16 protein-coding genes and 2 tRNA genes are annotated in these 12,694 nt (G+C 61.9%); 11 read left to right on the top strand and 7 right to left on the bottom strand.

Annotation, left to right across the window (positions count from 1 at the left end; genetic code table 11):
* Positions 1-441 (bottom strand): AIR synthase related protein (locus tag EOB36_RS30340; RefSeq protein WP_245467938.1); only part of this gene is annotated, 441 nt, incomplete at its 3' end.
* A 622-nt stretch (positions 442-1,063) separates the two neighbouring features.
* Here EOB36_RS30340 and EOB36_RS30335 point away from each other — a divergent pair.
* The 3 genes from EOB36_RS30335 to hdaA are packed head-to-tail and all read left to right on the top strand — an operon-like array spanning position 1,064 to position 3,502.
* Positions 1,064-1,621 (top strand): CDP-alcohol phosphatidyltransferase family protein, encoded by a 558-nt coding sequence (locus EOB36_RS30335; protein ID WP_095483311.1) that lies wholly within the window; start codon positions 1,064-1,066, stop codon positions 1,619-1,621.
* Positions 1,593-2,792, top strand: coding sequence for an AI-2E family transporter (locus EOB36_RS30330; RefSeq protein ID WP_095483246.1), 1,200 nt, complete (start codon positions 1,593-1,595; stop codon positions 2,790-2,792). The genes EOB36_RS30335 and EOB36_RS30330 overlap by 29 nt, the downstream gene beginning before the upstream one ends.
* Before the next feature lie 5 nt (positions 2,793-2,797).
* Entirely contained in the window at positions 2,798-3,502 is a 705-nt protein-coding gene (gene hdaA, locus EOB36_RS30325) for a DnaA regulatory inactivator HdaA (protein ID WP_095483247.1), read from the top strand.
* On the opposite strand, the gene EOB36_RS30320 is transcribed toward hdaA, so the two are convergent.
* Positions 3,499-3,963 (bottom strand): hypothetical protein, encoded by a 465-nt coding sequence (locus EOB36_RS30320; RefSeq protein ID WP_095483248.1) that lies wholly within the window; start codon positions 3,961-3,963, stop codon positions 3,499-3,501. The two genes, hdaA and EOB36_RS30320, sit on opposite strands and share 4 nt — an antisense overlap.
* Positions 3,964-4,306: 343 nt before the next feature.
* Here EOB36_RS30320 and EOB36_RS30315 point away from each other — a divergent pair, with 343 nt between their 5' ends.
* Both EOB36_RS30315 and EOB36_RS30310 read left to right on the top strand, forming a co-directional pair.
* Complete coding sequence (locus EOB36_RS30315) at positions 4,307-4,564, top strand: type II toxin-antitoxin system prevent-host-death family antitoxin (protein WP_095483249.1); 258 nt, start codon at positions 4,307-4,309, stop codon at positions 4,562-4,564.
* Positions 4,561-4,944 (top strand): type II toxin-antitoxin system VapC family toxin, encoded by a 384-nt coding sequence (locus EOB36_RS30310; RefSeq protein WP_095483250.1) that lies wholly within the window; start codon positions 4,561-4,563, stop codon positions 4,942-4,944. The genes EOB36_RS30315 and EOB36_RS30310 overlap by 4 nt, the downstream gene beginning before the upstream one ends.
* 269 nt (positions 4,945-5,213) lie before the next feature.
* Here the strand turns inward: EOB36_RS30310 and EOB36_RS35855 are convergent, their stop codons facing one another.
* Complete coding sequence (locus EOB36_RS35855; protein WP_280953346.1) at positions 5,214-5,342, bottom strand: hypothetical protein; 129 nt, start codon at positions 5,340-5,342, stop codon at positions 5,214-5,216.
* A 51-nt stretch (positions 5,343-5,393) separates the two neighbouring features.
* On the bottom strand, positions 5,394-6,395 hold the full coding sequence (locus EOB36_RS30300; RefSeq protein ID WP_128286322.1) for a GlxA family transcriptional regulator: 1,002 nt from the start codon (positions 6,393-6,395) through the stop codon (positions 5,394-5,396).
* 128 nt (positions 6,396-6,523) lie between these two features.
* Between EOB36_RS30300 and EOB36_RS30295 the strand changes: the two genes are divergently transcribed.
* Positions 6,524-7,351: an alpha/beta hydrolase gene (locus EOB36_RS30295; protein ID WP_128286321.1), complete on the top strand. Its 828-nt coding sequence runs from the start codon at positions 6,524-6,526 to the stop codon at positions 7,349-7,351.
* 131 nt (positions 7,352-7,482) lie between these two features.
* On the opposite strand, the gene EOB36_RS30290 is transcribed toward EOB36_RS30295, so the two are convergent.
* The 3 genes from EOB36_RS30290 to EOB36_RS30280 all read right to left on the bottom strand — a co-directional run bounded on the left by EOB36_RS30290 (position 7,483) and on the right by EOB36_RS30280 (position 10,043).
* A tRNA-Pro gene (locus tag EOB36_RS30290) sits at positions 7,483-7,559 on the bottom strand.
* Between the two features lie 166 nt (positions 7,560-7,725).
* Entirely contained in the window at positions 7,726-8,913 is a 1,188-nt protein-coding gene (locus tag EOB36_RS30285) for a metal transporter (RefSeq protein WP_095489322.1), read from the bottom strand.
* Entirely contained in the window at positions 8,910-10,043 is a 1,134-nt protein-coding gene (locus EOB36_RS30280) for a multicopper oxidase domain-containing protein (protein WP_128286320.1), read from the bottom strand. The genes EOB36_RS30285 and EOB36_RS30280 overlap by 4 nt, the downstream gene beginning before the upstream one ends.
* Positions 10,044-10,343: 300 nt before the next feature.
* Between EOB36_RS30280 and EOB36_RS30275 the strand changes: the two genes are divergently transcribed.
* From EOB36_RS30275 to EOB36_RS30255, 5 genes are all read left to right on the top strand, one after another.
* Entirely contained in the window at positions 10,344-10,649 is a 306-nt protein-coding gene (locus tag EOB36_RS30275) for an ETC complex I subunit (RefSeq protein ID WP_015318428.1), read from the top strand.
* A 49-nt stretch (positions 10,650-10,698) separates the two neighbouring features.
* Positions 10,699-10,775 (top strand) — tRNA-Arg (locus tag EOB36_RS30270).
* Between the two features lie 370 nt (positions 10,776-11,145).
* Positions 11,146-11,685: an SgcJ/EcaC family oxidoreductase gene (locus EOB36_RS30265; protein ID WP_095489320.1), complete on the top strand. Its 540-nt coding sequence runs from the start codon at positions 11,146-11,148 to the stop codon at positions 11,683-11,685.
* Between the two features lie 371 nt (positions 11,686-12,056).
* Positions 12,057-12,341 carry a DUF982 domain-containing protein gene (locus tag EOB36_RS30260; protein ID WP_095489319.1) on the top strand — a complete coding sequence of 95 codons (285 nt, stop codon included), beginning with the start codon at positions 12,057-12,059 and terminating at the stop codon, positions 12,339-12,341.
* A 130-nt stretch (positions 12,342-12,471) separates the two neighbouring features.
* The gene (locus EOB36_RS30255; RefSeq protein ID WP_095489318.1) at positions 12,472-12,681 is read left to right on the top strand and encodes a hypothetical protein; all 210 of its coding nucleotides are present in this window, start codon (positions 12,472-12,474) and stop codon (positions 12,679-12,681) included.
* Positions 12,682-12,694 lie beyond the last annotated feature (13 nt).

Genomic DNA, 12,694 nt, shown 5'->3' with positions numbered 1-12,694 from the left:
CATTTCCGCCGTCTCGCCGCCGATCAGCGCGCATCCGGCCTGTCGGCAGCCCTCGGCGATGCCGCCGACAATCGAAGCACCCTGGTCGGGGTCGAGCTTGCCGGTGGCGAAATAGTCGAGGAAGAACAATGGCTCGGCGCCTTGCACGACGATGTCGTTGACGCACATGGCGACGAGATCGATGCCGATCGTGTCGTGCTTGCCCGCATCGATGGCGATCTTCAGCTTGGTGCCGACGCCGTCATTGGCGGCGACCAGCACCGGGTCCGTGAAGCCGGCGGCCTTGAGGTCGAACAGGCCGCCGAAGCCGCCGATCTCGCCGTCGGCGCCCGGCCGGCGCGTCGCGCGCACCAGCGGCTTGATCTTCTCGACCATGAGATTGCCGGCATCGATGTCGACACCCGCCTCGGCATAAGTGAGCCCGTTCTTGCGCTTGCTCATTTCTGGCGCCTGCTCATCTCTGTTTCCACTTGCTTGAGGGCTCTTCGCATGAACGCTTTTGCCTCGCAAGGCAAGCGAGCGATGGCGATGTTCAATTGGAGATCGGCCGAACCGGGCTCCCTACGCTCCAGCAGTAGAAAGAAATGCCCGCCAGCGCAGCGGCGAGGACGCCGACGGTCGCTAAGGACCTGACCTCGTCGCTCGGGAGGGCCCCGTAGGAGAAACCGGCGGCGATCAAACTTGCCGCCACAGTCCAGACACCCGGGTTTACGGCGACTGACCGCCCGAAAACGAACGCCACGACGGCAGCCACCAGCCAGAGAGGCCAAGACGCCAGAAGGCCGACCACCAAGGCAAGAACGAAACTGATCAAAAGGTCATGCATCGACGCGTCGCGGTGTGGAGTTGTAAAAGATGCGAAACCTAGGAAGCTTTCTGTTACTCCGGCCAAATAGCAAAGTGTGACACGCAGGGCGATTGTAAATCTCTGTGCCATCGTCATTCGCTAGGTTCGTTTTTTCGGTCTGGGGTGGAGCAGGTGAGCGAGGAGAGAGCGTCGCCACTTGCCGTAGCGTCCCATCTCCATCATGTATCATTAAAACAGAAACGACGGGACATGCGTTTGACCATCCCCAACATGATCACGATCATGCGTTTCGTGCTGGTGCCGGGCGTGGTGCTGGCCATGCTGCAGGCGCACTGGGACTGGGCTTTCGCCGGCTTCCTCATCGCCGGCATTTCCGACGGTGTCGACGGCTTCATCGCCCGCCATTTCAACCAGTTTTCGCAACTTGGCGCCTATCTCGATCCGATGGCCGACAAATTGCTGCTGGTTTCGGTGTTCGTGGTGCTGGGCTTCATCGGTGAATTGCCGCTGTGGCTGGTCGTCACCATGGTGTCGCGCGATGCGCTGATCGTCTGCGCCGTGCTTTTGTCCACCGTCATGGCCCACCCGGTCGAGATGAAGCCGCTGTTCGTGTCCAAGGCCAACACCGCCATCCAGATCGTGCTGGCGGCGGTGGTGCTGGGCGAACTGGCTCTCGCCCTCGACCTCGATCCGCTCAGGCCGGTGCTCATATTGCTGTCCGGGGTCTTGACCGTGGCTTCGGCCGCGGCCTATCTCGTGGCTTGGCTGAGGCATATGAGCGGCTATGGCGAAGGCTCCACACCGGACACCTGACCAGGACATCGACGCGGCAGCCGAGGCTGCGGCCGCCGATGCCGCCGCGTCTGGCGTGTTTCGCCGCCAAATCCGCTTCTGGCTGATCAGCGCCATCATCCTCGCGGTCTTCCTCTATGTCTTCAGCGGCATCCTTTTGCCGTTCGTCGCCGGCATGGTCCTCGCCTACTTCCTCGACCCGGTCGCCGACCGGCTGCAGCGGCTCGGCCTGTCCAGGCTGATGGCGACGGTTGTCATCCTGTTCGCCTTCATCGTCGTTCTGGTGCTGGCCTTCGTCATCCTCGTTCCGGTGCTGGCCTCGCAGATGGCCGATTTCGCCAGCAAGCTGCCGGAATACCTGACCCGGCTGCAGACCCTGATCACGAGCTTCGATCCGAGGTGGCTGGAAGAGAAATTCGGCGTCGACGCCAATGGCCTGCGCGAAGGCTTGAATTCGCTGCTGACCTCCGGCTTCGGCCTCCTGACCACGGTGTTCACATCGATCTGGAGCTCCGGCGTGGCGCTAGTGTCGGTGGTCAGCCTGTTCGTGGTGACACCAGTCGTTGCCTTCTACATGCTGCTCGACTGGGACCGCATGGTGGCGATCGTCGACAGCTGGGTGCCGCGCGACTATGTCAAGACCGTCAGGGCGATCGCCAACGACATCAACACTGCTACCGCCGGTTTTGTGCGCGGCCAGGGCACGCTGTGCCTGGTGCTGGGCGCCATGTACGCCACCGGCCTCACCTTGACCGGCCTGAATTTCGGCATCCTGATCGGCCTGTTCGCCGGGCTGATCTCCTTCATTCCCTATGTCGGCTCGCTGACCGGGTTGGTCCTGGCCGTCGGCGTTGCCTTCGTTCAGTTCTGGCCCGACTGGACCATGATCGCGGCGGTGGCCGGCGTGTTCTTCGTCGGCCAGTTCATCGAGGGCAACATCCTGCAGCCGAGGCTGGTGGGAAAAAGCGTCGGCCTGCATCCGGTGTGGCTGATGTTTTCGCTGTTTGCCTTCGGCGCGCTGTTCGGCTTCGTCGGCCTGCTGATCGCCGTGCCGGCCTCGGCCGCCGTTGCCGTGCTGGTGCGTTTTGCCATCGCCCGTTATCTGGAATCGCCGCTCTACAAGGGCCACAGCACCGAACCTGTCCCGCCGCTGCCGGCGCGTCGCCGCGGGAGCGGTGGGCCGCGCAGTTGAGCCAGATGCCGGACAACAAGATCGACCCGCCGCGCCAGTTGCCGCTCGATCTCGGCCACGGCACCGGCTACTCGCGCGACGAGCTCGTCGTCTCCGGCACCAACAGCCAAGCGGTGGCGCTGGTCGATCGCTGGCCGGACTGGCCGTCGCCGGTGGTCGTGCTCGCCGGTCCGGCGGGCTCTGGAAAAACCCACCTGGCCTCGATCTGGCGCGCCCGCGCCGGGGCCGTGACAGTCGATGTCAGGCGCATCGGCGACTGCATGGCGGGCCTCGGCGCGCGGCCTGCCCTGATCGACGACGTCGATGCCGGCGCGGTCGATGAAGAGGGGCTGTTCCATCTGATCAATGCGGTGCGCGGGGCCGGCTCGACCTTGCTCTTGACCGCGCGGCGCTTTCCGTCCGCCTGGGGCGTTAGGCTTCCGGACCTCGCTTCGCGGCTGAAAGCGGCGGCGACGGTCGAGATCCACGAGCCCGACGATCTCTTGCTGGCCGGCGTCATCACCAAACTGTTCGCCGACCGCCAGGTCGAGGTCGAGCCACATGTCGTGCAATATCTGGTGCGCCGCATCGAACGCTCGCTGGGCACCGCGATGCGGGTGGTGGAGCGGCTCGATCGCACGGCACTGGAGCGCAAGACGCCGATCACGAGGGCGCTCGCCGCCGAAACCGTCAGCGCCATGGATGAGGGGCAGGGCGAGTTCGAGATTTAGACTGTAGTGGGCTTTGGCGTGCTGCCTCGGAGGGCTGCAGGCTCTTCCACTTTCGCCGCAACTTCATTTAAAGTCGCTATCAGCCTGTTGATTTGCGACAGGGCGGTGGTCATCTCTGGACCGTATCGCGTCACTAAATATTCTCGGTTTCCAGTAAGTTGGGACAGATGGTGTGCCGTGCGTTTCCGCAGGACCAGTCCCGAGGCGATTGCCTTTGCGGTACGTGTCGCAAAATCGTGCTGCAGGCCACGCAACGCCTTATGATCAGAACCAGTCAGGAGGAGATGGGCATTGAGGTAGAGTTCGATTGCGTGAAGGGCGGTGAAACGGCAGGGCACCAGGGAAAGCGCGTTACCCTTGCGTCGATGTTCCAGCAGGCGGATCGCTGCATTTCTGAATTCGCTTGCGAGTCCCAGTACCTGTTCGGCTGTTGCCTCTTCACCAGGGTAGGAAGCATTCATTCTACTTGCCCCGCCTCACATCGGCGTCCCGCCGTTCCCGCAGGATGACACGACGCCGGACGCTACGTCAAAGTCGAAACACCGATTGGTCGAACGCGGAAAACGACCACCCCTGCCGGTGTTCCATTTCGGGAAACGAAGACTGGCATCTGTCTTGCAACGTCAGTCTTGCCGGCTAACCCCGGTCCTGATTGCGTATCAAATCAGGTTGTAGGCTCGCCGGGAGACGGGGCGGTTGGGGTTCTCCTCCCGGCGAGCTTGCCTTTGGCCGTTGTAATGGACCGTTGAATGGTCTATTTTCACTGCAAATATGGACCAGAGGATGGCCCATAGAGGAGTGGCGATGCAGGTATCCGTTACAGACGCCAAGGGACAGCTGACCGAATTGGTGCGTCGTGCCGAGGCAGGCGACGAAATCATTCTGACCCGTCACGGTCATGCGGCCGTGCGCCTGGTTCCCGTCAAGGCAGTGCCGGACAGGAAAAGCCGTCGGGCACTGCTGGAGGCGATGCGCGCATCCGGCGCCGCGAGGGCGAAGGCCGGGCCATCCGCCGCGCGAAGCCAGGATTTCCTCTACGGTGATGATGGCCTGCCTGAATGATCGTGGTCGATACCTCGGCGCTGATGGCGATCGTTCTTGACGAGCCGGAGGCTGATGTCTGCATCGCGGCGCTCGAGGCTGAAGACGACATTCTGATTTCCGCCGGCACCGTGGCCGAAGCGCTGATCGTCGCGGCGCGGCGCAATGTCGGCGAAGAGCTGTCCGGCCTGATCGACGGGCTTGGTTTCGAAATTGCGGCAGTAACGCCGGCCTCTGCGCGTCGCATCGCCGAAGCCTACGCAAAGTGGGGTAAGGGCGTTCACCCGGCCGCGCTCAATTTCGGTGACTGCTTCGCCTATGAGGTGGCCAAGGAACATGCCTGCCGCCTGCTTTATATCGGCGACGATTTTTCGAGGACCGATATCGAAAGCGCTCTCTAAGCATGGGTTGTCTGCGCCACATGCGCGCGACAAGGCGACAGGGTCGACGCTCCCACCTGTGAGCTTTCCCTTGAAATAATGCCGGCGATATATTTTGACCGAGAGCCGTCCCACCCGCAGGCTGTGCATCGGGCCGTTTTTGAACTGATGTTCGCAGGCGGGGTATCCATAGAGATGAAACGCGCATTCAGCACAAAGGCTGGCCATTGCACTGCTTTCGACGAAATATATGCTGCCGCATTCGTCGCAACTCGTGATTGATCGGTCAGTCATTGGCTCACCTCGCACTTCCGCTTCAGCCCGATCGCCTGGCGCGGCCACCGCAACAGCCACAGCGGCTTGGGCTTCCTCTGCATCATCGTGCGGTTGGTCGTGGCATCATAGACCTCATCAAACACACGCATCCTCCAGCGGCAGTCGACGCGGGGCAAGCACGGCTGGGCCACCGCTCAGCGCTCGCCGGCCACAAGCGCGGCTCGTTCCACGCCAAAACGCCTGCGGTAATCGCCCGGCACCAGGCCGGTTATCCTGGCGAACACTTTGCGGAAGGAGCCGGGATCGTCATAGCCGACATCCCAGGCGATCTGGTCGATTGATCGGGTCGTCGCTTCCAGCATCTCACGCGCCTTGCCGACGCGCAGGTGCTGGCAATACTCGGTCGGCTTGAGGCCGGTGGCGTTGCGAAAGCGGCGCAAAAAAGTCCGCTCCTCCAAAGCCGCATGCTCCGCCATAGTGGCAAGCGTCACATCGCGCGCGCCTCTCGCCTGGAGCCAGTGCTGCACTTTGAGAATGGCCTCGTCGCCATGGTTCAGCCTGGGAGCAAAGGGGCTGTAGAAGCGCTGCTCTCGTCCCGGCGGATCCACCAGCATGAAACGGGCAGTGTCCATCATGACGGTCGGCCCGAGCACCCGGTCGACGAGTTTTAGGCCGAGATCGGTCCAAGCCATGTAGCCGCCGGCGGTGATGATGTCGCCATCATCGATGACCAGCTTGTCGGCATCCAGTGCGATGTCGGGAAAGCGCATCGCCAGCGCGTCGCGATAGGCCCAATGCGTGGTCGCAGCACGGCCAGACAGCAGGCCGGCCTCGGCAAGCACGAAGGCGCCGGCGCAGACCGAGCCGAGCGTCGCGCCTGCCGCATGGCGGGCCCTGAGCCAGTCGGCGTAGGGCGCGGCCACCCCGCGAGCGATCGGATCGCCTAGGGTCGGAGGCAAGATGACCATGGCAGGTGCATTGCCGGGTCCGGGCTCGCTGTCGAAGGTGCGGATGACCGTTTGGCTCGCCTCCTGCCACTGCCAATGGCTGACACGAAGCCTCAGCGCGTCCGGCGACCGTTCGGCGGCCAGCCGGTTGGCCAGCTGGAAGAGATCGGTCAGGCCAAGAACAGCCGCTTCCTGAACGCCGGGATACACAACGAGGCCGATTTCGACCGGATCACGCGCCGCAACCATCTGTCAGTTTTGCCATGTCCAATGTCTGTTTTGCCAATTCTCACCATGACCCCATTGCAGTAGCTTGTCCACAGGAGGAACGGACCTTCGCCCAACCAATTCGGCCAACCACATCAAGGAGTACGACGATGAGCACATTCACCACCAAGGACGGCACCGAGATTTTCTACAAGGATTGGGGCACAGGCCAACCAATCGTGTTCCATCACGGCTGGCCGCTCAGCGCCGATGACTGGGACAACCAGATGCTGTTCTTCCTCGACAAGGGCTATCGCGTGATCGCGCATGACCGGCGCGGACATGGCCGCTCGACACAGACGGCGACCGGCAACGAGATGGACACCTATGCCGCCGATGTCGCGGCCCTGGTTGCCCATCTTGATCTCAAGAACGCCGTCCATATCGGTCACTCGACCGGCGGCGGCGAGGTGGCGCGTTACGTTGCCCGCTACGGTGGCGAAGGACGCGTCGCCAAGGCGGTGCTGATCGGCGCGGTGCCGCCGATCATGGTCAAGACCGACAATAACTCCGGCGGCCTGCCGATCGAGGTATTCGACGGCTTCCGTGCCGCGCTCGTGGCCAACCGCGCCCAGTTCTACAGGGACGTGCCGGCCGGCCCGTTCTACGGCTTTAATCGCGAGGGCGCCAAGGTCTCGCAAGGAGCTGTCGACAATTGGTGGCGCCAGGGCATGATGGGCGGAGCCAAGGCCCATTACGACTGTATCGAGGCTTTTTCCGAAACCGACTTCACCGAGGACCTTAGGAAGATCGACGTGCCTGTCCTGATCATGCACGGCGATGACGACCAGATCGTGCCGATTGCCGACTCCGCTCTGCTTGCAGCCAAGCTGGTGAAGCACGGCACGCTCAAGGTCTACAAGGGCCTGCCGCACGGAATGTGCACCACCCACCCGGAGATCATCAATCCGGATCTCCTGGCGTTCATCCAGGGCTGACGCTTCGGAGCTCAGGGCGGGCACGCTCGAAAACCCGGGCTGCCCGTCGGTCGCTTCCGTGCTTCGCCAGTCGCAGATGCTGCCCGGCGCAGGTGCGCCGGCAGCATGGCCGATGATTTGCTGTGAATGAATGGTCGGAGTGGAGAGATTCGAACTCCCGACCCTCTGGTCCCAAACCAGATGCGCTACCAGGCTGCGCTACACTCCGAGTCCTTGCGGGCTATAGGGTTCCGGGCTTGGCTGCGCAACCCCTAAAAGACGAAAACGGAACAAACGGCAGGCCCGTGCGGCGATCGGGGCCGGAATTGCAGCCAGCCAAGTCGCGCGCAACGGCTTTACAGCAGCGCTGCCTCAGGACCCAGGCTCCTGTCCGGTCAGACCTTTATGAAAGCGGCCGTCGCGTACATGAAGGCGACGCCGGCCGCCAGGCCGCCCATGACCGGTGGCGTGAAGAAGGCATCGATGCCCTTCTGGTTGCGGCGCATCAGATAGGCGCCGACCTCGACGATGACCTGCAGGATCGCGCCGGCGCCGATGGCAAGCGCCAGCGCCGACCATTGCGGCGCATAGGCCAGGCTGCCGAGCCACATGCCGATAACCGCAGGCCCACCGGCGAGCAAGGTCAGGCCGGCGAACGTCCACAGCGGCGGCCGCTCCTTCAGCATCGGAGCGGCGATGCCGATGCCTTCGGTAATATTATGCAGGGCGAAGCCGAGCACCAGGAAGGTTCCGAGGCTTGCCGAGCCGGCCACGAAGGCAGCGCCGATGGCAAGGCCTTCGCCGAGATTGTGAAGGCCGATGCCGAGCGCGATATAGGTGGCCAACGCCAGCCCTGTCGGCGTGCCGCGCCGCCGCCCGATCGCCATCAGGACGAGAAAGCTAGCCAGACCCGCCAGCACCACCATGACCGGCCCCTGGAACACAGCGGCTGCGGTTCCGACAAGCTCGAAGGATTCTTCGATCGTGTCGACCAGCAGAAAGGCGAGCAACCCGATGGTCAGCGCCAACAGGAAGTTCATGCCGCTCTGTCCGACACCGCGCAGCGCCGGATAGAACATGAGGCCAATGGCGACAGGCAGCACGCCGACGATGATGCCGACCAGTCCCTGCAGCTTGAGCTGTCCCGCAGTGGCGGTAGGCGTCGGCACGGCAACTTCGATCAAATGTTCGAAGGTGACGCCTGAGTTGGTTACCAGATTGACCGTGTGCGTTTCACCCAGAACCCACGGGAAAGGCAGATTGATCCACGCCGTGGAAGCACGCGCGATGGTGCCCGGCGGGTCCTGGGTGAATTGCCAGTAGGCGCCGTCGACCTGGACCTGGGCGATGGTCATCGGCTCGGAGCCGCCGGCCCTGACCAGAAGATGAAGGCCTGATGTATCGAGGACGACACGCTCGAAAGTCAGTTTCTCGACGGCGGGCGCGCCGTTTGACAATCCTTGCAGCGGATTGACGGCGATGATCCACGCCACCGCAATGGCGAGCGCGGCAAGGGGCAGGCCGATCCACAACCAACGGCTGCGCGGCCTTGCCGGTGAATCGATGGTGACGACCTTGTTCATGCCAGCGCCTCGACGACGTCGAACATGCCCATCCAGCCGAGCTCCGTGAACTCGCTTTGATGCGCGTGGAACATGTAGAGGCCCGGTTCGTGCTCGGCGAAGGTGAATTCCAGGATGCCGCGCTGGGCCTGGCACTGGATGATGAGGTCGACCGTTTTCAAGGTCGGCGTCAGCGTCGTGCCCTGATCGAAATAGTCGAAGAAATTTCCATGCAGATGAAACGAGTTGATGGGATCGAATTCCACCACATTGACCAGATAGATGCGCACCGGCTTGCCTCGCACGATGCGGATCGGCGTCTTCGCATAGGCGTGGGCGATGGTGTTGGCGGCGTAGAATTCGTTCTCCTCGTCGAAATTGGTGTCGAATCCGTTCATGACCATCACCAGCTCTTGCCAGCCGGCATTCTCGGGCGTGTCGAGAAGCCGCGACCGGGCGATCTCGGCATGGTCGGGATGGCGATCCGGGTCCGGGTCGATGACAAAGGCCCCATACATGCCCTTGTGGATGTGCCTCTTCAGCGGCAAGGCGTGGCAATGATACAGATGGCAGCCAAAGGGCTTGGCGTCGAATTCGTAGACGAACTCGCCACCCGGATCGACCAGCCCGGCGCCGGGAATTCCATCCATGCGGGCGGCATGGATGCCGTGGAAATGCATCGAGTGCGGATGCGAGCCGTTGTTCTTGAAGACGATGCGAATGCGCTCGCCTTCCTTGGCGCGCAGCGCCGGACCGGGCACGCGGCCGTTATACGTCCATGCCGGGAAGAACACGCCCGGTGCGATCTCGATCGTCTTGTCCACGGCCGTCACCTCGAACTTCCTGAGCGTGCGCCCATCGGGCAGAACCGAGACCGTCCCTCGCTCCCAGTCCGTCAGCATCGGGATCGGATCAAAACCGTTGGCGGCGTTGTCCACCTCCCCGACGGTGACCATCGCGCCATGAGCATTCATATGATGAGGTGCCGGATCGGTGGCGGCCACCGCCGCTATGTCATGACCGCTATGCTGGGCGGACTGACCGAGCGCGCTGCGGGCAGCAATCGCCGTGCCGCCCACGGCAGCAAGACTTCCTGTAAGGACGGAACGTCGGCTTATCCGATCGCGCAACCACACACCGACATCGACCATGCCAACTTTTTCCCTCGAATTCATTCGTTTGACCGATAATAGCGTCAGCTGTCAAATATAGCAATGGCTTAGTTCGGTCGCGGCATGCCCCCGTGCGGCTGAACGCGCCAAGACGGTGCAACGGGCTTGGCAAGCTGCCTTGCAGCCGACGCCGTCACAGCAGATTGCGTAGTCCTCATTCTGCTTGGTTCAGGTCCGCGACAGGAGCGCAAAAACCATCGGCCTTGCCGCCGGCTGCATTGCGAAGTAATGACGGGAATACAGCGGCAGGTGCCGCTTGCACGTAGCAACGAGGTGACCATGTCCGCGCGCATTTTCAGCCCAGCCAAAACCGCGATGCAGTCCGGCAAGGCCAAGACCGGCCACTGGGTGCTGGAATTCGATCCCGAGATGCGCAAGAAAATCGATCCGCTGATGGGCTACACCACGTCGGGCGACATGCGCAGCCAGATCAGGCTCACCTTCGACACCAGGGAAGAGGCGGTGGCCTATGCCGAGAAAGAGGGGCTGGCCTTCCGTGTCGAGGAGCCGAAGGAAACCAAGCGCCGCCAGATTTCCTATGCGGAGAATTTCCGCTATGACCGCAGGACGCCCTGGACGCATTGACCGGCAAATGCCCATCGCATAATTCAGCCGGCCTTGGCGTCGGCCCAGCGGTCCCGTAGCTCAGCTGGATAGAGCACCGGCCTTCTAAGCCGATGGTCACAGGTTCGAATCCTGTCGGGATCGCCAGTATTTTCAAAGACATAGCACCATATTCCCGACTTCGGGAGAATGGCATTCCGATCCGTTTACAGATTTTCTTCCTCATGGGTTCCGCTCCATGCGGAAAATGACGGCATCGAACCCACGCTGCTATTGCTGATCTGCGCTCGGCACAGTCACGCGCAGGAGCGAGCGCAACCGTGCACGCGATCAGGAGATCGCCAATCTCGGCCGGTCGTATCGATTGAAATCCGGCAAGAGGTCGGCGCTGTCTACGGCACGCGCGACGTGATCCAAGGCATTTGGCTTTGAAAGGTTCCACGGCAGTCGCTTGCTGGCCTGTTGTCGAGTGCGTCTGGCGCTTGCGCCATCATATCAGAAAAGTCTAATGTAAGTCATGATCTGGCCATTGCGCGGGCGCGGCGGCGCGCTCGGGATGGGCACTATTCATCCGGTGGATATCACGCAAAGGGAGGACGAGATGAGACTGGTTAAGTCATTTGCATTTGCTGCTGTGCTGCTTCTTTCGTCAGCACTGTCTGTGGCCGCCCAGTCGGCTCGCGAGGACATCGAAGCGGCGCTGACGAAATTCACGGACGCCTTCAACAGCGGAAACGCGGCGGCGGTGGGTCAAATGTATACCGAGGATGCTGCCGTGCTGCCGCCCGACGGCAAGCGCGTCGATGGCCGCAAGGGCGTGGAAGAATTCTGGCAGGGCGCGATCAAAGGCGGGATGAAGAATCTCACCCTGAAGGCGCTGGAAGTGGAAGAGAGCGCGAACCTCGCCTACGAAGTTGGCGCATTTACGCTCGATGTGCCGAGCAAAGACGGCGCCCTCTCCACCGTAGCGGGCAAGTACATCGTCGTCTGGAAAAAGGGCGACGACGGGACATGGCGCCTGCATCGGGACATCTGGAATTTAGGTGCGGCCCAATAGGGATTGATATCCAGGCCTTCATCGACCGCCTTGGCGAAAGGCGCGGCGGGCTTTTTTGTCTCCGTATGGAACACTGGCACGGGCAAGACGTTCGCCTCCTGCAGCAATATTTCCTGTGCGCATAGAAATGCTGCGAGATCGGATTGTCCCCTCCGATCAGCCCGCGTCCTTCCCCTCCGTGGGGCGCGGGCTTCTTCGTTCATGGAACCGAAACGACCAAGGCTCTTCGGACGACCAGCCCCTGCGTGTTGGCACCGAGCAAGGCGTGTTCAGCCTCGATGGCATCGGGCATCGGCGCTCTGAATTCACGATGATGCAACCACTGCCATCTCTTCGCGTTTAACCGCCTTCAATCCTGGTGAGCGACAAAAATGACGGCGTTCATTCCGATTACAATCTACCTGAATCGCAGGCCGATGGTGGTCGCGTCGATAGCCGACGCTGCGAAAGCGCTTCGGCAACCATGGCCATCCATGGACAAGCCGTCCCGACTTGAAGCAATCCGAATGATCGAGGAATGCCTGGCCGGACATTGCAGTCACCAAGCTGCGTTCGCCGCCTTCGAGGCGGCTGCAACTGAACAGGGACTTCACAAGCAGAAGCCGCCAAGCGAAGGCCTCAAGAAATTCGACGGGGTTGCTGAAGATCTGATGTGATGTCGCCCTCACCGGTCACAGATCTTCCGCGAGGGCTCATCTCTCGCGTCTGCGATTCTGCAACGGGGCGCGGTTTTTTAGTGTATAATAATGTTGCACGAACAAAATCTCTGGGCGAAGGGGGTTTGTCATGCCGCTTCATGGAAGAGCAGAGGATTCGGGTGTTTTCAACCCGTCCGAGCTGGCGCTACTTGGCCGCGTGTTCAATCGTTTGAAGATTGACGGCCAATCGGAACAACAGCGCGAATCGCTCGCGTCCCGAATTATTGCCAATTACATGGCCGGAGTGGTGGACGAGGAAGAACTTTTGTCGGCTTCGAAACAAGCGCTGGGGCGGTAGGCCCGGGTAAAGC

Origin of the sequence: Mesorhizobium sp. M6A.T.Cr.TU.017.01.1.1, assembly GCF_004023115.1 — a bacterium.
Classification (GTDB): Bacteria; Pseudomonadota; Alphaproteobacteria; order Rhizobiales; family Rhizobiaceae; genus Mesorhizobium; species Mesorhizobium mediterraneum.
This window is presented reverse-complemented; position numbering and strand designations above follow the sequence as displayed.